This window comes from Bacillus sp. ISL-77, assembly GCF_018613105.1.
The window spans coordinates 58033-77181 of sequence record NZ_JAGGQY010000002.1 but is presented as its reverse complement, the minus strand read 5'-3'; the positions used below and the strand labels follow the sequence as shown (position 1 = coordinate 77181).

Below are 19149 nucleotides of genomic sequence, written 5' to 3'. Positions count from 1 at the left end.
AAATAATAATTGAAGGATCTGGCTACGTGGCAGATCCTTTTTTCTTAATTTCCATAATATAACTGACTCCCCTTTCTTCATACCTGAATAGGATATATTGTTCATAAAATATAGGAGGTTTATAGATTTGGATAATAAGAAAAAACCAAGTTTCTGGACTAGTTTCCTATTTAACAAGTCTCTCAAAAATGAAGAACAAGAAGATGGAGTAAAATATGTTAACCTCGGCAGTGAGACTACGTTAGTTAGAGTAGTGCAAACCGATCATGAAATCATTTTGCAAAGTAAGGATGATCAAACAGGTGAATGGGTAACCGAATATAAGAAAACGAAAATAGCCCCTAAAGATTATCGAATTTCTTCTGGCTATTTTAAGCTAGTTAAGCAAAATGTAGTGATTCTTTCTACCTGGATGGGAAGCGGTGGGTATTTAGATTATACAATCATCGGTAGAAGGAAAGGAAAAATTGTTGAATTGGCTGACACTGAAGGTGTTTATAAGGGAGACATCTTTTTTGAAGATGGCAAATTACTAGAGAAAAGTACAAATAGGTATTCCAAATGGGTCATCAAAGATGGCAGATTAATGTTGATTCCCTATAAAATTCCAAAGATTTCCGGTGCGCTTCAGATTGAATATTACCTTTTTCCAGACGGACGTGTAAAAGTTGAAAAAAACCATTATATTGTTCCAGTAGGAACAATCGTTCAATTTATCCGAGCCGATTTAAATGAAAGTCCCTGGCAAGGTTACTTTCACGAAGATGAACAATCGATTGAGATGATTGAGGATTTTCCTGACCTGGCACAAGCCTTTAAGATTGTTAAAAAAGGAAAGGTTGAAGGGAAGATCATTCCCGACTCACATAGAGATAAGGGGATTACAATTACAATAGTAGCAAAGTAATACACTTTTTTATACGTTATAGATACCCATTGTCCCTTTCTCGAATAGGATATATTGTTTCACAATATTTTGGCTTTAAGGAGGATAGTAGAATTGGAGAGACAAAAAAAATCAAAATTTTGGGATAGTTTCCTATTTAATAAGTCTATAAAGGACGAAAAACAAGAAGATGGTATTACCTATATAAACCTTGGTGGAGAGAGCAGTTCAGAAAGAGTGGTACAAACGCCTCAAGAGATCCTTTTACAGAGTAAGGATGAGAATACAGGAGAATGGGTTACAAAATATAAGGAAACGAAAATACACCCTAAAGAATATCGGATTACTTATGGCTTTTTAAGCCTAGTTAAACAAAATGTCTTGATTTTTTCCACCTGGACGGGTAACGGAGACTTTTTACATTATACAATCATCGGTAACTTTAAAGGAAAAATAGTTGAATTGGTAAGGTGCAATGATTCGGTATATAATGGAGACATATTTTTTGAGGATGGTAAACTTATACAGAAAAGTGCGAACAGGTATTCCAGGTGGACAGTTAAGAATGGACGCTTAGTTTTAATTCCTTATAGAGTTCCTAAGATTCCCAGTGCCCTTCAAATTGAATTTTATATTTCTTCGAATGGCAATATTAATGTGGCAAACAATCACTATACTGTGCCAGTAGGAACCGTTGTCCAATTTGTCCGTTCTGATTTCAATAAATATCCCGAACAAGGCTATTTCTACCAAAATGAACAATCACTAGATTTGGTTGAGTATCTTCCTGAGGAAACACAAGTTTTTAAGATTATTAAAAAAGGGAAAATCGATGGGAAAATCCGCTGCAACAGTAATTTGATACTGAGATTACCATCACAATTGATGCAGTTTAAATTATTCTGAACAAAGCTTAACAAATTAAACATACACAAAAAACCTCCAAAATTAATATTTTTGGAGGTTTTTCATACGAAAGTGTTTTAAACTGTCGATGAAGACTTGGATATCCCTTTGTTGTACCAATTTTATCTCATTCAATTGAGAAAAGACATTCACCTGTCAAATAAAAAATGCATGTAGAAAAAGTCCAAATGGAATTGTTGATTTGAAATACTGATACTCATAACCGTTTTGGACTTTCAGATTTGTGGTATACATCCAAAAAGGATAGGAGATGATCTTATGGATGAACCAAAACACAGCTATTTTATTAACATTCAATCTCACGAGATTTTTAGTGAACCTAATGGAGTGGAATGGGATTTTAAGATTGACGCAACGGAAAGTCAAGTTGCTGTCCTAGTACGGATGTTTGATAAAACCGATGAAACAGATTGGGAAAGTTATTTCCGAGCCCACATTCCTTATCTTGAATATCATCATCAGCACCAAAATAAAGAATATGTTCTACGAATTCTGCTGATCTATTCCTTACTATATTATTTGGGTGATGAAAAAACTCGTGCACATATTCGCGAAATGGGAATATTAAGTGAAGACTTTGTAAACGAACAGGCCATACTGGTACCGAGAATTTTGATTAATCAAAAATAGAGGTTATTTTAGTAGTTTAATATTTTAAAGTGATGGGGGGCTGCCCCCAATGCCCATAATAAGTTCCAATTTATACAAAAAAGACCTACTCTTTCTTGAATCGTATAGAAAGGTAGGTCTTATTATGTTGATACCATTAAAAAACACGATTTAATCATTCGTGATATAGGATACCTTCCTTTTAAGGTTTAAGCTGAAATTAATAAACGTGATCCCTATTATATCCCACGCCACGATTAAAAACCAATATTATTAATTATGTAAAGGATGATACTGGATCTTACACCCAATTAGATTTAAATAAAGTTTTGGAAATAAAATACTTTTTATTATGAATCTTCAGATTATTCAAAATTAACTATTGAATAAACACTACGATGTTGCTATTATTATGTAGAAGAGTGAACGTTCACTCTCTAAAAATGAAAGAAAAAAGTAGGTTTCTTATTCCTTAGGTCGATTGAATCATATTTGATGGAAGGGGGTCTATGGGAAGGAATTCTATCTAGTTTTATTTAATATTCTGTAGCGTAGCATGCTGAGTACCTGATGCCAAAAAATTGAATAAAGGGGGAAACTCTTGTGGAGAGAACAATTTCTATGGACGATCTACCGTTAAGCAAAACCCATATTAGGACAGCCATCTTTACAACAGGTGGAAAATTTTGCGATGGATATATTTTAGGTGTTATAGGTATTGCTCTTACATTGTTAGGTCCCCAAATGGAGTTAAGCTCTGTATGGTATGGGTTAATCGGAAGTTCTGCACTGATTGGTTTATTCTTGGGAAGTTTCTTCTTTGGATGGCTGACGGATAAAATTGGAAGGAAACCTATCTATCTAGTAACGATTGCTTTGTTTGTGGTGCTTTCCATTCCACAATTTTTCGTTACATCCCCAGAGCAATTGTTCATTCTTCGGTTATTGATGGGCATTATGATTAGCGCTGAATATGCGACAGGTGCGACGCTGCTGTCAGAGCTGCTTCCGAAAAAACAGCGGGGCACGGTTCTAGCGTGTTTGAATGCTATGTGGACTGTGGGCTTTGTGTTTTCTGTCATTATCAGTTATGCCATGCTATCGTTTGGAGGAGAAGAGGTTTGGCGTTGGATGCTGGCAAGTAGTGCTGTACCAGCTTTCCTTTTATTTGTCATGAGATTAGGAGCTCCAGAATCTCCTAGATGGCTCGTGAGCAAAGGGAGAATTGACGAAGCAACAGCAGTTGTGGACAAATTTTTTGGCAAACATGTCCGGATTGATGACCTCCGTCTTGAGGAAAACAAGAAGACAAATGTCAAAGAGTTATTTAATAGAAACTATCGAACACGAACGGCATTTGCTGGTTTATTTTGGGGCCTGCATGTCTTGCCTTATTTCGGAATGATGACTTTTACACCCATTGTTTTCACGAGCCTTAATATGGAGGACGGGTTTTTCAGTACCCTTATATCCAATCTCTTTCAATTGGCCGGGGCAGTGGTAGGGGTAGTGATTATGGATAAAATCTCGCGCAGAAGCTTTGCCATTTACTCTTTCTTTATCCTCGCTATTTCAATTGCATTGCTTGCCATTATTCCAAATCCATCCTCATTTATCGTTGTGGGATGTTTTGCCATTTACGTATTCGCTGCTTCTGGATCTGGCAATTTGCAAACCGTCTATCCAAGTGAGATTTTTCCTACTCACATTCGTTCAACGGGAGTAGGATTTGCCACCATGATCAGTCGGATTGGGGCAGCTGTAGGAACTTTTCTTTTACCGATCAGTTTAGATGTCCTTGGTATTAATATAACAATGGGAATTTTAGCTGGAATTTTATTGCTTGCTGCATTCATTTCAATTAAGTGGGCTCCAGAAACTAGGAATATTTCACTTGTGGAGGCTTCAAACGTGGCAACACCACTGTATAACGTGAACTTGAGGGAGGAAAAGGCTAGATGACAAAAAGAGTAGCAGTGATTGGGGTAGGATCAATTGGCAGTATGACACTCTGGCAATTAGCAAAGAAAGGTATAGAGGCGGTGGGATTTGAACAATTCGGAATCGCCCATGATCGTTCAGCTGCCGGAGGCGAGTCTCGTATGTTCCGGACAGCGTATATGGAGGGGGCTGAATATGTTCCATTGCTGAAAGAATCACGGGTTTTATGGGGTGATTTAGAGGCTGAAACTGGATACAATCTATTGACTCTAAACGGCGGACTTATGATCGGGCCGAAAGATTCCTACAAAATGAAAAACGTCATCAAAAGTACCCATGATTTTGATATCAGTCATGAGGTGTTAGATGCAGCTAGTGCAAACGTGCGATTTCCCCAACACAAACTTAACCCAGATGACATTATGGTACTTGATAAAGAAGCTGGTTTTATGAGACCCGAATTGGCTGTCTTTGCAGCAGCAGAAAGAGCGGAAGCACTTGGAGCCGTCATTCACCGCCATGCTGCTGTAGAGCAGATTGAAGAGTTGGAAGGCAAGGTTAGGGTTGTTGCTAATGGAGTGCCATATGATTTTGATCAAGTCATTGTTACAGCTGGACCTTGGACAACTAAACTATTTCCTGAATTAAAAGAGAATTTAACTCCTCGAAAGATTGTCATGACGTGGTATCCAACAGATAAAATGAATCAGTATGTGCCGAATGCTTTCCCTGTATTTGGAAGATGGGCAGAAGAGATTAGTTTTTTTGGGATTCCGACATTAGAGGGAACCATGGTCAAGATAGGGAGCATTGATACTTTTGGAGATGTAGAAGATCCAGACAACTTACACCGTGATGTTGCTCTTTCTGAGTTGAACAACATTAATCAGGCAGTCCGCAACTATATGCCAGACTTAAGACCAGATCCAGTCAGAATCAGTGTGCACATGGACGGCTATACAACGGATGAGCACGCTGTAGTCGGATTGGTTCCTGGGTTTAAGCGGACGTTTATTATGGGAGGATACTCTGGCCATGGATTTAAGTTAGCGCCTGTTATGGGTAAAATCGGATTAGATCTCATCGAAACAGGCAATACAAATTTTAATATTTCACACTTACGTCCAGAGCGATTTTTAAAAGTAAAAATGTAAGTTGAATAACTTTTCGAAGGGAGGAATCCCACTGAAGGATGCAAGGGTAGCGGTAATTGGGGTTGGTACAATGGGCAGTATGGCCATGTGGCAACTGGCACGAAAAGGAATTACATCTGTCATTGGATTTGAACAGTTTTATCTTGGACATGATCGCTCTGCAGCAGGAGGAGAATCAAGAGCATTTAGGACGGCCTATTTGGAAGGAAGCAAGTATGTTCCGCTCCTCATGGATTCCCGCCAACAATGGCGCGAATTGGAACAAGACACCAATACGGATCTCCTTACCTTGAATGGAGGTCTAATGATTGGCAACGAACAGCATGAGTCGATAAAAACTATTTTGGAGTGTGTTCGTACCTATGACTTAGATCACGAAATCATTGGGCCGGCACAAGCGAAAGTGTATTATCCTCAACATCCTTTAAACGATGGAGAGGTGATGATTCTAGATAAGCAGGCCGGATTTATACGGCCAGAACGCTCTGTCCTAACGGCAGCAAGAAGGGCTGAGGAATTAGGGGCCACTATATTAAGGAAAGCGACCGTCCAAAATATAATTCCTCATTCAAACGGTGTAACCGTTATGGTCGATGATAGGGCATATGAGTTTGAAAAAGTGATTGTTACAGCTGGACCTTGGTTAGATAAATTGCTGCCTGCCCTAAAAGACAATTTTGAAGTTAACCGCCTTTTATTGACTTGGTTTACATCAGAAAAGATAAATCAATTCCTGCCAGAGCGATTTCCTATCTTTGTCCGTTTTTCGGAGGAAATTAATTTATTTGGAGTGCCTTCATTGGATTGCAGCATGGTGAAGATTGCACCTGTTAGTGATCGAGGTGATGGGCCTGTCATAAATCCAAATTCCATGGACCGGAATGTGCCGCTTCAGATATCGAAAAACTGATTCAAGGTGTCAAAAGCTGCTTGCCAGACCTGATTCCTGAATCGGTAAGAGTGGCCGCGTATATGGATGGCTATACACCAGATCATGCTCCTCTGGTTGGATTTCTGCCAGGAAATGAAAATATCATCGTAATGGGCGGATTTTCAGGGCATGGGTTTAAGTTTGCGCCTCTAATGGGCAGGATTGCGTCTGAACTCGTCCTGACAGGTGAAACTCATTATGATATCGATTTTATGGACCCAGCCAGATTTTTAAAAGAAAAATCCAGTCTGTAAAAAAGCTGGATAATTGAAAAAAGCTTGTCGATCTCTCAATTATAAGAGATCGACAAGCTTTTTAATCGTTATTATAAAAAATGAATCTATGACCCATAAAAACATTTCCTTTTATTAGGAGTTTTTAAAGAAAAGTTGGACTGAGTTCAAAATAAAGTCGATTTTCTCTTGATTAGTTAGCGTTTCATTTTTTTCTTTTCTTAGAAAAGACCGGAATCTCTTTTCGTGGTAATCTGAAACCAATGAATAAAGGAAAAGGATAAATTGATTATCCAATAAAAAAGATAACACTTTTTCATCAACTGAAGAATGAATTTCTCCTCTAGCTTTTGCTTCTGAAACCATGTTAAGTATATAAGCGCCTGACTCCATAAAAGCATCATGTAACTCTTGAGAGAACTTTTCCATATTGTTCGAGCCGAGATTCGCATAAACTTTTATGTAGTTAGGGTATTTGGAATGGAGGTTTTCAATCTCCTCTAAATACTCCCGAACTGAAGTAAGAAGTGAGTGATGAATATGTGTATACTTCTGATATAAATGCTCAACTAAAATATTTTGGCATTGATTCAATACCGCTAAAAATACTTCCTCTTTATTGGAAAAGTATTTATATAAAGCGCCATTGGAAATATTGGCTTTTTGACAAATATCTTTAATACTGGCTCCATAATATCCTTTCTCGGCGAAGCATTCGGCCGCGGAGTCTAAAATATGAAGTTGTTTTTCGCTGGGTAATTTTTTGAAAGTATTCAATGTTCTCACCAACCCCTCATCAAAGCATTAAACCGTGAGGCTCCAAAAATACGGGTATTTTAGTACACTCAAAAAGGTCAAATTTAAAAAAGGCCACCTTTTTCATCATAAATCGTAAAAATATCGTAACTATCACAAAACCTCTAAATACTATTTCCGACCAAGGAGATGAAAATAATGGCATATATTTTAATTGAATCATATCCAAGGAAAAAACGGAAGTCGATGTGTGAAAATTGTTAGAAGTTCCAGAGCTGGTCATCGTGAAGGCAACTAATTTCTTCGAAGAGAGAAAAAGTACAAAGTTTGACTATCCTAGATTTTTATTGTTCCTATTTTTGAATCCAGTTAATATCTTTATGGCACTATAATATTTATAAATAGGAAATAAACTTATATTTTATTGGAGTGACCATAATTGGATATTGAAAATACGCAAAAAGTCACATTTAAGTTGGAGAATGGCAAAGGGAAGCTTGAAGTGAAAGGGGAAATTATCGGGGAAAGCCGAATCCCATTTTTTGATGATTTAAAGTTTAAAGGGATAATTGCTTTACTTAATTCCATCGATAAACAAAACTTTAATGAATCAGAGAATCCTCAACTATTTGATCATTTTATCAGGGAAATAGAAGAGACAATCGATGAGATGAAAAAATATGACCAATTTCAGGGGAAACTTAACTGATCCAAGTATTTTCAAAATCATCTTAAAATATTTGGGTTTGTTAAAAGAGGAGATCAGATGCGCAAAATTAAGCCGCAATCAAGCAAACACGAGATTTACCTCTCTGCTAATCATCAAACGATGGAGGCCATTTGTCATCTCCTAAAAATAAAACACCGCGATGTCAGAAGTTCGTAAAATAATGAGCGGGGAAACCATTCATAATTAAAATTTTAATGTACAAAATATTCAAAAAATATTGACAACGGAGGGAAATCACGGTAAATTATGTATTAATAGTAAATATAGTGTAAGGTTATAAAGTTATAATATTATAAATTAGGTGTGATTTTATGAAAATAGATAAACATAATCATGTTCCTCTCTATCGTCAAGTGGAACTGGTATTAGAGGAAAAAATTAAATCCAAGCAGTGGGATATAGGTTATCAGCTGCCAACTGAACAGGAATTAGCTGATCTGTTTGATGTGAGTACCATTACGGTCAAACGGGCGGTCATTGAATTGGTAAACAAAGGGTATCTTTACCGGCAAAGAGGGAAAGGTACTTTTGTAGCGGGTTCCACTAATGAACAAGATATTAATGCGTTCTTCTCCTTAACAACAGAAGAAGAGGAACATCCGCATGAATTACTCGGTTTTTCGATTGAAAATGCGGAAAACGAGGTGGCAGAAAAACTAGAATTGCAGCCTGAAGCAAAAATCATTAAGATCAAGCGTTTAAAAATTGAGAATGATGTTCCAGTTGCACTTGAGTACTCGTATCTGCCCTATGTTCAATGTCCTGGCCTGACGCCAAATGATATAAATAATGAACTTATCTACAATATTCTGAGAAATAAGTTTCATATTTTGTTAGGAAGGGCTAGGCTATTAATTAAGCCGTATATTGCTTTAGGTGAAATGGCAGAATGGCTTCAGGTTGAACCAGGTACGCCTGTGTTTGAATGGGAGAGGTTTACGTATACCAAGCAGGAAAAGGTAATTGAATACTCGAAATTTTATGTACGCCATGATCAAGTTACCTATTATACTGAGATTCATTTTTAGATAAGAATAAATGTATAATATTATAACTTAATAGATTATAATATTATATTTTTTGAAAGCGCTTATCTGAAAATTTAAAAAATTACATCAATGATTACTAAAATAATTTAAAAGGAAAGGGAGGAAAGTCGAGTAGCTAAAGTATTGCCGCATATGATAGATATCTATATTTGAGGAGGAGTAATGATGAAAAAAAGAAAAGTGTCGTTAGCTCTATTAATTATTCTTGTTCTGGGTATTATTTCTGCGTGCAGCAGCCAAACGGGCAATTCGTCTGAAAAATCAGCAGGTGAAGGCGGAAAAACATTAGTATTTGCTGCCTACGGTGGAAGCTATGAAAAAAAGATGAAAGAGACACTTATTCCAAAGTTTGAAAGGGAATACGGTGTGAAAGTGAAGTATATTACCGGAAGTTCTGTTGATACACTGTCAAAACTTCAGGCACAAAAGGATAAGCCGCAAATCGATGTCGCTTTCATGGATGATGGACCGCAGGCTCAGGCAAAAGCTTTTGGTTTACTAGCACCATTAGATGAGAGTATTGTGACAAACCTGAAAGATGTCTATGATATTGCCAAAGATAAGGACAAGATCGGAGTTGGTTTTGGGATTATTACGACGGGATTAGCTTATAACAAAGATACCTTTAAACAAAATGGCTGGGAGCCGGTTAAATCCTGGAATGACTTAGCAGATCCTAAGTTTAAAGAAAAATTAGTTCTGCCATCCATTGCCAATACGTACGGAGTGCATATGCTTCTCATGTCAGCTATAGCAAACGGCGGAAGCGCGCAGGATATTGAACCTGGATTTGAAAAAATGAAGGAAATTGCTAAAAACGCAGTGACATTTGATAAAACCGCTGATGTTTCTAACTACTTCTTACAAGGTCAAACAGTTGCAAGTGCGTGGGGAAGCAGCCGCGTGTACACTCTGCAAGATACAGGATTCCCAATTGAGTATGTGATTCCAGAGGAGGGTGCCCCTGCACTTATGGCAACGGTTAGTGTGGTAAAAGGCGCTCCAAATGAAGAGCTGGCCCAAAAGTTTGTTAATTTTATGTTAAGTGAAGATACCCAAGTGGAATTTGCAAACGCTTTATTTGACGGTCCTGTCAATAAAAACGTGAAACTAGATGGGGATATTACCAAGAAGATCGTTTACGGTGAAGATGAAATTGCAAAGCTTGTTAAAGTAGATTGGGAGTATGTCAATACAAAGAGAGCTGAATGGACAGAGAGAGCAAATAAAGAAATTGAAGTGACCCACTAATGAAGGGGTGAAATGATGAGCTATTTATGCCTTGAAAACGTAGTAAAAACCTTTAATAAAACAGAAGTTGTAAAAAAGATGAACCTTGAAATCAAGCAGGGAGAGCTTGTTTCTTTCCTTGGGCCATCAGGCTGCGGAAAAACAACTACCTTAAATATGATTGCTGGGTTTCTAGATGTAGACGGCGGAAGAATCGTGGTGGATGGGAAGCCTGTTCACCTGCTTCCTCCTAATAAAAGAGAAATGGGCATGGTTTTTCAAAACTATGCTCTCTTTCCCCACATGACCGTATTTGATAATGTTGCCTATGGTTTAAAGCTTCGCAAGGTTAGTAAAAGCGAGATTCATACCCGTGTTACAGAAGCGCTTGAGATGGTCCGGCTGGCAGGCTATGAAAAACGCTATCCAAAGGAGCTGTCCGGTGGTCAGCAGCAGCGTGTTTCACTAGCAAGAGCACTCGTGATCAAGCCGAAAGTTTTGCTTCTTGATGAACCATTAAGCAATCTGGATGCCAAACTCCGTCAAGAAATGCGTGAAGAAATCGTGGAAATTCAAAAAAAGGTTGGGATTACCACCATTTTTGTAACCCATGATCAGGAAGAGGCACTTGCGATTTCAGACAGAATAGCGGTTATGTATGAAGGCAGAATTGAACAGGTCGATACTCCAGTGGCCATTTACAACCACCCTCAGACTGATTTCGTCTCTAGGTTTATTGGCGAAGTAAACCAGATTCAAGGTCAGGTGCTCGAGGCACTAAGTGATAATCAATGTGTAGTGTCTTTGGACGGCTATGAGCAGGTTCTATCGGTTCACCAGCCGAAGGATTCTGTGATTGACTTTTATATTAGGCCTGAAAAAATACAAATTTCGATAGAAAATAGTGATGGTCTTCAGGTTAGCGTGGAAAGGAAAATGTTTTTGGGTGCGAAAACCCGGTACATTTTAGTAAACAAGGAGAAACAATTCATTGCTGATATTTCCAATGTTGCGTTAAATCCTGATCTGGTTCAAGAGGGGAAACATGTATGTATTAAATGGAATCCAGAGGATTTATTAGCTACCAAAAAGTGAGGTGACTCTATCCAATGCAGGCTGAAACAGCGTATCAGGAACAGGAACTGCTATTCAGGGAGAAAAAAAAGCATTTAACGAAAAAAAGCTTGATTATTTGCTTTTATTACTTCCGACCCTCGGTATTTTTATTTTCTTCTTTTTGCTTCCGTTGTTCTTCCTTTTTATCACAAGCTTTAAGACTTTTGACGCAGCAAGCGGGATTGGCAATGACTGGACGCTACAGAATTATATTAAATTTATTACAGATAAATTCTATCTTGGGGTTGTATGGCGGACGGTCAAAATAGCGCTGATTACTACACTGGCTGCGATTGTTATTTCGTTCCCAGTAGCCTATCAAATTACAAAAGCAAAGGGAAGGATTAAGAATTATTTAACCCTTTTAGTTCTGTCACCCCTGTTAATCAGCATGGTAATCCGTTGTTATGGCTGGGTCATTTTGTTGTCCAATAATGGAGTGGTCAATCATACGTTAATGAATTTTGGGTTGATTGATAAACCATTAACCTTGCTCTATACGGAGTTTAGCGTGGTCATAGGAATGGTGCACGTGTTATTTCCTTATATGGTGTTAAGTATTATGGGTTCGCTTGATAGAATCGACCCTTCTGTAATCCGAGCTTCACAAAATTTAGGTGCCAGCTCGATTCGAACCTTCTTTTCCATCATCTTGCCTTTAACGCTGCCTGGAATATTTGCTGGTTCCGTTATGGTTTTTAGTTTAGGCGTGAGTTCCTTTGTTACTCCTGCGATTCTAGGGGGGCCTCAGGTAAAAGTGATGTCATTCCTTACATATGAACAGGTTGGTATCATGCTGAATTGGCCTTATGGGTCGGCTATTGGGTTCCTATTAATCTTTATTGCCACTATTACCATCATTATTTATAGCAAATTGCTAACTAGTTCCAAAAAAGGGGTGGCCATTCAATGAGGAAGGCATTACCAAAATTCGGCTTAAATTTCTTTTGTCTGCTCGTCTACATCTTTTTGGCTGCCCCGATTGTCGTTGTTTTATTGTCTTCCTTGACAACTACCGAGTTTATCGTGTTTCCTCCCAAAGGGATCACATTAAGGTGGTATGTCGAATTAATCAATCATCCTGAATTTATGCAGTCCTTCATGCTCAGTATTAGCGTAGCATTTGGTACGGCAATCCTTTCAACGATTATCGGAACGATGGCTTCTATTGCTGTTGTCAGATACCAATTTAGAGGAAAAACAGCCATCATGCAATTAGTTGGTTCACCTCTCTTGATCCCTTCCGTTGTATTTGGGGTGGCTCTTTTGCAGTTTTATTCCTGGATTGGTTTGGCCGCGAGCCCGGCAGCTTTAATTATTGGTCATATAATCTTAACCATCCCCTTTGTCATGCGCCTGGTTATTGCCAGTTTAGTAGGCTTCGACCGCATGATTGAACAAGCGGCCATGAATCTAGGGGCGGGAAGCCTCAGGGTATTTTTTCAAATTACTCTTCCTATCATTAAATCGGGTGTAATAGCAGGAACTATTTTTGCCTTCATTACCTCTTTCGACGACTTAACCGTTGCCCTATTTATTGTCAGTACCGATGTGGTTACGCTGCCAGTGCGAATTTATACCTATATGCAATATCAGTATGATCCTATCATCACATCTGTTTCTAGTATCATGATTCTTTTAACAGTCGTATTAATGGTCGTTATCGAAAGAGTATTAGGCGTAGGAAAAGTATTTGAGTCGAAAAATTCATAAGAAGGTGTTTTTATGCACATTAAACATCATCCCGTATTAGGGGAACAGCTTCAAAAACAAGTAACAATCTACTTTAATGATGAACCGTATAAAGCTTATGAACACCAATCCGTCGCTGCAGCATTGTTAGCCAATGATATAAAAAAATTAGGGCAGAGCAGGAATTTAATCCAGCCAAGAGGCTTGTTTTGCTCGCGGGGCAGATGCTGCAGCTGCTATATGACCGTAAATGGAGAGGATCATGTACGAACCTGCATGACGAAGGTCGAAGAAGGCATGAAGATTTATCCGAATGATGGAGATCCAGAAGTAAGGAGTGAATGCCGTGGAGACTGATGTTCTAATTATTGGTGCTGGTCCCGCAGGTCTTACCGCTGCTTTGGAAACAGCATCAAGAGGCTTAGATGTAACCATAGTAGAAGAATCTCTTTCAATGGGCGGACAATTGATTCAACAGACCCAGGTCCTTCATTCGCTGCCTTCTTCCTATCAGCCTATGCGCGGGTTTGAGCTGGCTGGACTTTTAACGAAACAATTAGAAGACAACTCAATTCGTTGTTTGCTAGGTCATCGTGTGATTGGCTTTTACAAGGATGGAAGTGTTGGTCTTTCGGATGAGGTCAATGTATTTCCTCTTAAAGCGAAAAAAATCATCGTGGCTACGGGTGCGGCTGAAAATGCCCTTGCTTTTCCGAAATGGACGCTTCCGGGAGTCATGACCATAGGTGCAGTCCAAACCCTAATAAATCGGGATTTTGTGATACCTGGTAAACATGCCGTTATTTTAGGATCCAGTGACTTTGCGATGGATGTTGCGCTCCAGCTTTCTGAGCTAGGTGTACAGATTAAGGGGATAATTGAAAAAACTCCAAGCTTAACGGCACGGGATGCAGAAAAAGGGGAAGAGGTTCGAAAAAAAGGTATTCCAGTTTATGTAAATTCCTCCATCAAGGAAGCCAGGGGAATTGGTAAGGTAGAGGAAATTGATATCGAGCACGGAGAACAGATTCTTACCGTAAGTGTTGATGTCGTATGTATAGATGGCGGCCGGTCGCCTATTCTCGATGTTTTTTACCAGCTTGGCTGTTCATTCAGTTATCAAATAGAACTAGGAGGCTGGATCCCGCAATACAACAAATCTTTACAAACAGACCGGGAAGATGTTTTTTTAGCGGGGAACGCTGCCGGGGTCAGTTCTCAGGGAGTTTTACTAACAACAGGTATGATCGCCGGGGTTAATGTTTCTGAATCCCTGGGAGCTATCAGTAAGCAAGAGGCCGATATCGAGACCATGTCTCTATGGAGAGAACTCGAAATTCTTGAGACGAAGCTTCATCCAGATGCATGGAAAGCAAGAATGCAGCATGTTGAAAACTTTGAACATCCCGTCCTTAAGGACCAATTTATCTCTTAGATCGAAGAGATTAAGAGACTAGAAGGTGAATAAATTGGATAAAACCACGATTATTTGTCGATGTGAAGAAATCAGTTACGAAGAAATCGAGGAAGTCATTTCGAATGGCGCCAAGAGATTTGATGATATTAAAAGAATGACACGCTGCGGCATGGGACCATGCCAGTCAAAAATATGCAATAGCCTGGTGGCCACTATAATTCATGAGAAAACAGGCATATCTATCCATGAGATTCCACTGCCGCGTATGAGGATGCCGTTAAGTCCAATTAAGCTTGAAACCCTAGCAACGAATAGTACCTCATTTTCTACGGTGAAATCTGTTTTAGATGAGGTGGAGCTAGAGGATGGGAAGGTGAGATAAATGGAAACTAGTTATGAAACGATCATTATCGGGGGAGGGGTCGTCGGAAGCAGCATCGCTTATCACCTTTCGGAACGAAAAAAGGAAGGAATTCTGGTACTGGATCAAAAATTCCCTTTGTCGGGAACTTCAGGTTCCACACAAGCGTGGGTATGGGTTCATAATAAAACACCGTCTTGGTATGCAGAGTTTAATATGTACAGTGCCGAACTTTATCCTTATTTATCAAAAAAAATTGGGGATGTAGAATATAAACGGACTGGCGGACTTTCCCCATTTTTTAATGAAGACGATCGTAAAAAAGCGTTACGGCTTGCGGAGGCCTACAAAAAAATTGGCATCAAAATTAAGGTTTTATCCCGTGAGGAGGCCTTAGAAAAGGAACCATCGCTCAATCCGGAGGTTGCAGGCGCTACGTATAGTTCCATTGATGGCAACGTAAATCCTTTTCGGTTAGTCGATATGTATATGAGGGCGGCCCAGAAAAATGGAGTTCAATACTCTACTTATAATAAAGTAACGGAAATTCAAAAGCTTCCTGGGAAATTCATTGTTGTCTCACAAAAGGGAACGTTCGTTTGTAAGAATCTTATTCTTGCTGGCGGCACCTGGTCAAGAGAATTAGGAAAATTAGTAGATATCAACATTCCGGTCAACCAGTTAAGAGGACAGATTCTTGTTACCGAACCCCTAAAACCATTTTTACATTATACCATCAGCGGGTTAAGACAGGCCTTTAATGGCGAGGTATTAATCGGTTATTCAATGGAAGAAGAAGGATTTAACAGAGCAACCACATTGGATGTCATTCAAGAAACGGCTAATATGGCTGTTCACTATGTTCCGCAATTAAAAAAAGCAAAGGTTGTTCGCGCTTTTTCAGGAATTCGAGCCATGCCGGAAGATGGTTTTCCCATTCTGGGGAATATCCCGGGTATTGAAAACCTTTATGTGGCAGCTACGCATAGCGGGGTAACTCTATCGCCGCTAATAGGGACTCTTATGACAGAGTTAATTCTGGATGGGGAAACTTCAATCCCAATTGATCGCTATTCCATCAGCAGATTTGATTTGGCCCTTAGATAAATTAGTGTCATAATTTATATAATAAAAATTCAGCAAACCCTTATAGGAGAGATTTGTATGCCACATTTAATCATTAGAGGAGTTTCAGTGGATCAGGTAAAAACGGTTAGTACTTCATTAGTACAAGATTTGGCGGATTTATGTGCATGTGGAACGGACAATTTTACCTTAGAAATTGTCCATTCTACCTATGTATTTGATGGCAATGAAGTGCCGGGTTACCCATTAATTGAAGTAAAATGGTTCAATCGCGGTCAGGAAATTCAAGATCAATTTGCCAGCATTGTAACCAAACATATTCAAGCACTCGAATTTCCAGAAGTAGAAGTCGCTTTCAGCACATTTCAGGAGTCCGCTTATTATCTGAACGGAAAGAGTTTTGCCTCATCGTGACATAAAAGATTTTTATTTATTAGAAATAACTTTTAGTAAAAAAATGGCGTTCCTAAACTAATATCAGTTTAGGCACGCCATTTTTATAAAATTAATGAAATCAATTGAATAATCATGCTATTTTTTTAAAACATTAACACCGGGTTCCTTGACGGAACCGGTGAAGCTGCCATCAAAACGGAAGTGGCTCGAAAGAAGATTGAACTAGAATACACTGTTTGAGAGGGAGTATCGCAATGAAATTTACTAGATTTACTAAAGGTTCGTCCGTTTACACAGGTGTGATGTCTGAAAACACGATACAAGAAATTAATGGAGATATTTTTGGCGATAATTGGGAGTATACAGGACAAATATTTTCTGTAACTGATGTGACACTGCTGGCGCCTATAAAGCCAAACCAAATTATTGGAATTGGAGCAAACTATGTTTCTAAATTTGAAGACCGACCTTCAGAGCTTCCAAAAATTCCGGTATTCTTCTTTAAACCAATATCCTCCGTTATTGGGCCTGAGGAAGATATCGTCATTCCGGAAGGGATCGAAAAGGTGAAGTTCGAATCAGAGTTAGCCATTGTCATTGGTAAGGAAGCTAAAAATGTTCCTGAATCAGAAGTGTTGGATTACGTGTTCGGATACACGGTTGGAAACGATGTAACAGCTCCTCAATTTTTTCATCAGGACGGGCATTGGACCATTGGTAAGTCCTTTGATACCTTCACACCACTAGGGCCAGTTATTGAGACAGAATTAAATCCATTTGCTGTGAAGGTGGAAGCAAGACTGAATGGTGTGGAGAAGCAAAATAGTGCAACCGAGCTAATGATTATTCCTATCCGAAGAATGGTATCCTATCTGACAAAAGTGATGACACTTCAGCCGGGGGATGTCATCCTGACTGGCAGTCCGGTTGGAGCAGAGTTTGTCGGTGCTGGAGATACAATTGAATGTAAAATTAAAGAGATTGGGACATTAAGCAATTCATTTGTATTGGCAAAAGAGCAAGTTAAATCTTAATCATACTAAATAAGTGAATATGTTCATTTATGGGCATTAAGTTACTCCAATCCGAGGCAGGTCTAACAATTAATTAATAAAAGTAATATTCATCACCCAGATGGAATTTGTTATAATGGTGTCAAGAAGGGGGTGCTTAACGTTGGAGAATCCTTCGAGATTGTCTGGTACTTCTGCCACTCATGCAAAGCCTAATATGGAAAAGGCGATACTTTGCATGGGGCAAAACTAAATTAAATACTTATCGCCTATTTCATCTCTTGGCTTTGCACCTTATTTAATCAATTAATAATAAGGGGCTGGCAGTCATGAAATATGTAAATGCAAGCAACATTTTACCTGAGAATCTTATTAGAGAAATACAAAAATATGTACAGGGGGAAACTATTTATATCCCTAAGCCGGAAATGACTTATCGAAAATGGGGTACCCTTAGCGGTGGAAGAAAGCTCCTTGATCAGCGCAATTCCAATATAAAAAGCGCCTTTATTAGCGGTACAAGTATTCAGGATTTAGCGGATGAATATTTCCTTTCAATAGAAACAATCAAAAAAATAGTGTATTCAAAGCACGGATGATTCGTCCGTGCTTTTTTATGTATTGAACATTTCTAAGTTAAATTTTACATTTTCCCATCCAGCGTTATTATTTAAAATAAATGTAAGGAGGGTGAACGTATGACCGAAAAGTACATAAAGAACGCTGACTTTAATTTTATTCTTAAACAGGTAGCACTGATTAAAGATAGCTACAAAAAGAATGCTGCCCCAAATGTAATCCAGGCCGTAAAGGATCTAGCGAACATGAAAATAATAGAACTATTTCCTAATTCAACGAATGAGCAAAAGGAAATGTTAGATCTTTCTGCACTTAAAACCGACCAAGAATATGACAAATACATTAAGCAGCTTCAGGAGTATCTGTTACCATTTCCAAAAATCTCTGAAGCACAAATGAAAAAGATGTTTCCCAAAAATAAAAAATTTAAGCTTCCTGATTTAGACAAAATGAATCTACATCAACTTACGTATTTAAGCTGGGTGGATATCAGCACAAATAAGAAGTTAATTGTGTTTGAATTAGATGAGAAGATGGTTGGGATTGAATGCAAATATACATTGCTTAGTAAGCATAATATCTGTTCCTTCTGTAATCGATTTGGCCAGGTTGCCTATATCTCCACTGTTACTAAAGCAAAAAAGCCTAAAAATCCTGATTACTATAAAGCGATAGGAAACTATATTTGCTTTGATAGCACAGAATGTAACAAGAAAATTACCAATGTCGATTACTTAACAACTTTCCTTCAAGAATCGTTGGGAGAAAAAACAAGGGATTTTGTCGAACCTACTTATTAATACTAATTTATATGTACTATGTGAACATAAAGATTTCATTGTGCAGCGGAACTATTATCTTTCTTAGCTTGTACTTAATAGCTTCTGTAAAATGCGCGTTTGCACCCAATATATATTTTATCATTGCTAGAATCATTGCTTACGTATCCGGTATTCTTTTGTCTATCAGAATATTACGGTGTATCTCAAAACCTTCGTAAATTTAATCTGCGAGGGTTTTTTTTTGAATCCTAAAGAGCACAT

22 protein-coding genes are annotated in these 19149 nt (G+C 38.5%); 21 read left to right on the top strand and 1 reads right to left on the bottom strand.

The window, feature by feature from the left end; genetic code table 11:
* Positions 1–127 precede the first annotated feature (127 nt).
* The 7 genes from J7E77_RS00465 to J7E77_RS00435 all read left to right on the top strand — a co-directional run bounded on the left by J7E77_RS00465 (position 128) and on the right by J7E77_RS00435 (position 6702).
* Complete coding sequence (locus J7E77_RS00465) at positions 128–907, top strand: hypothetical protein (protein ID WP_214711628.1); 780 nt, start codon at positions 128–130, stop codon at positions 905–907.
* A 93-nt stretch (positions 908–1000) separates the two neighbouring features.
* Positions 1001–1792: a hypothetical protein gene (locus J7E77_RS00460; protein WP_214711627.1), complete on the top strand. Its 792-nt coding sequence runs from the start codon at positions 1001–1003 to the stop codon at positions 1790–1792.
* Between the two features lie 279 nt (positions 1793–2071).
* Positions 2072–2443, top strand: coding sequence for a hydrolase (locus J7E77_RS00455; RefSeq protein WP_214711626.1), 372 nt, complete (start codon positions 2072–2074; stop codon positions 2441–2443).
* Between the two features lie 582 nt (positions 2444–3025).
* A complete protein-coding gene (locus tag J7E77_RS00450) occupies positions 3026–4384 on the top strand; it encodes an MFS transporter (RefSeq protein WP_214711624.1) in 1359 nt (452 codons plus the stop codon).
* Positions 4381–5517: an N-methyl-L-tryptophan oxidase gene (gene solA, locus J7E77_RS00445; RefSeq protein ID WP_214711622.1), complete on the top strand. Its 1137-nt coding sequence runs from the start codon at positions 4381–4383 to the stop codon at positions 5515–5517. Before J7E77_RS00450 ends, solA begins: the two co-directional genes overlap by 4 nt.
* A gap of 1 nt (position 5518) precedes the next feature.
* Positions 5519–6427: an FAD-dependent oxidoreductase gene (locus tag J7E77_RS00440; RefSeq protein ID WP_214711620.1), complete on the top strand. Its 909-nt coding sequence runs from the start codon at positions 5519–5521 to the stop codon at positions 6425–6427.
* Positions 6415–6702 carry an NAD(P)/FAD-dependent oxidoreductase gene (locus J7E77_RS00435; RefSeq protein ID WP_214711793.1) on the top strand — a complete coding sequence of 96 codons (288 nt, stop codon included), beginning with the start codon at positions 6415–6417 and terminating at the stop codon, positions 6700–6702. The genes J7E77_RS00440 and J7E77_RS00435 overlap by 13 nt, the downstream gene beginning before the upstream one ends.
* A 114-nt stretch (positions 6703–6816) precedes the next feature.
* On the opposite strand, the gene J7E77_RS00430 is transcribed toward J7E77_RS00435, so the two are convergent.
* On the bottom strand, positions 6817–7458 hold the full coding sequence (locus J7E77_RS00430; RefSeq protein WP_214711618.1) for a TetR/AcrR family transcriptional regulator: 642 nt from the start codon (positions 7456–7458) through the stop codon (positions 6817–6819).
* A 418-nt stretch (positions 7459–7876) separates the two neighbouring features.
* Here J7E77_RS00430 and J7E77_RS00425 point away from each other — a divergent pair, with 418 nt between their 5' ends.
* The 14 genes from J7E77_RS00425 to J7E77_RS00360 all read left to right on the top strand — a co-directional run bounded on the left by J7E77_RS00425 (position 7877) and on the right by J7E77_RS00360 (position 18906).
* A complete protein-coding gene (locus J7E77_RS00425; protein ID WP_214711616.1) occupies positions 7877–8146 on the top strand; it encodes a hypothetical protein in 270 nt (89 codons plus the stop codon).
* Positions 8147–8478: 332 nt separating this feature from the next.
* On the top strand, positions 8479–9195 hold the full coding sequence (locus J7E77_RS00420; RefSeq protein ID WP_214711614.1) for a GntR family transcriptional regulator: 717 nt from the start codon (positions 8479–8481) through the stop codon (positions 9193–9195).
* 186 nt (positions 9196–9381) lie between these two features.
* A complete protein-coding gene (locus tag J7E77_RS00415; protein ID WP_251026552.1) occupies positions 9382–10467 on the top strand; it encodes an ABC transporter substrate-binding protein in 1086 nt (361 codons plus the stop codon).
* 15 nt (positions 10468–10482) lie between these two features.
* Positions 10483–11541 (top strand): ABC transporter ATP-binding protein, encoded by a 1059-nt coding sequence (locus tag J7E77_RS00410; RefSeq protein ID WP_214711610.1) that lies wholly within the window; start codon positions 10483–10485, stop codon positions 11539–11541.
* A gap of 97 nt (positions 11542–11638) precedes the next feature.
* Positions 11639–12475: an ABC transporter permease gene (locus J7E77_RS00405; RefSeq protein WP_251027946.1), complete on the top strand. Its 837-nt coding sequence runs from the start codon at positions 11639–11641 to the stop codon at positions 12473–12475.
* The gene (locus tag J7E77_RS00400; protein ID WP_214711608.1) at positions 12472–13275 is read left to right on the top strand and encodes an ABC transporter permease; all 804 of its coding nucleotides are present in this window, start codon (positions 12472–12474) and stop codon (positions 13273–13275) included. Before J7E77_RS00405 ends, J7E77_RS00400 begins: the two co-directional genes overlap by 4 nt.
* A 12-nt stretch (positions 13276–13287) precedes the next feature.
* Entirely contained in the window at positions 13288–13611 is a 324-nt protein-coding gene (locus J7E77_RS00395; protein ID WP_168243807.1) for a (2Fe-2S)-binding protein, read from the top strand.
* Complete coding sequence (locus J7E77_RS00390; protein WP_214711606.1) at positions 13601–14689, top strand: NAD(P)/FAD-dependent oxidoreductase; 1089 nt, start codon at positions 13601–13603, stop codon at positions 14687–14689. Before J7E77_RS00395 ends, J7E77_RS00390 begins: the two co-directional genes overlap by 11 nt.
* Positions 14690–14723: 34 nt before the next feature.
* Entirely contained in the window at positions 14724–15053 is a 330-nt protein-coding gene (locus J7E77_RS00385) for a (2Fe-2S)-binding protein (RefSeq protein ID WP_214711604.1), read from the top strand.
* Positions 15054–16139 carry an NAD(P)/FAD-dependent oxidoreductase gene (locus tag J7E77_RS00380; protein WP_214711602.1) on the top strand — a complete coding sequence of 362 codons (1086 nt, stop codon included), beginning with the start codon at positions 15054–15056 and terminating at the stop codon, positions 16137–16139. It abuts the gene before it with no gap.
* Positions 16140–16196: 57 nt separating this feature from the next.
* Entirely contained in the window at positions 16197–16532 is a 336-nt protein-coding gene (locus J7E77_RS00375) for a DUF1904 family protein (RefSeq protein WP_214711600.1), read from the top strand.
* 236 nt (positions 16533–16768) lie between these two features.
* Positions 16769–17548 carry a fumarylacetoacetate hydrolase family protein gene (locus J7E77_RS00370; protein WP_214711597.1) on the top strand — a complete coding sequence of 260 codons (780 nt, stop codon included), beginning with the start codon at positions 16769–16771 and terminating at the stop codon, positions 17546–17548.
* A 308-nt stretch (positions 17549–17856) separates the two neighbouring features.
* Positions 17857–18126 (top strand): CD3324 family protein, encoded by a 270-nt coding sequence (locus J7E77_RS00365; protein WP_214711595.1) that lies wholly within the window; start codon positions 17857–17859, stop codon positions 18124–18126.
* A 99-nt stretch (positions 18127–18225) separates the two neighbouring features.
* Complete coding sequence (locus tag J7E77_RS00360; protein ID WP_214711593.1) at positions 18226–18906, top strand: FusB/FusC family EF-G-binding protein; 681 nt, start codon at positions 18226–18228, stop codon at positions 18904–18906.
* The last annotated feature ends 243 nt before the right edge of the window (positions 18907–19149 follow it).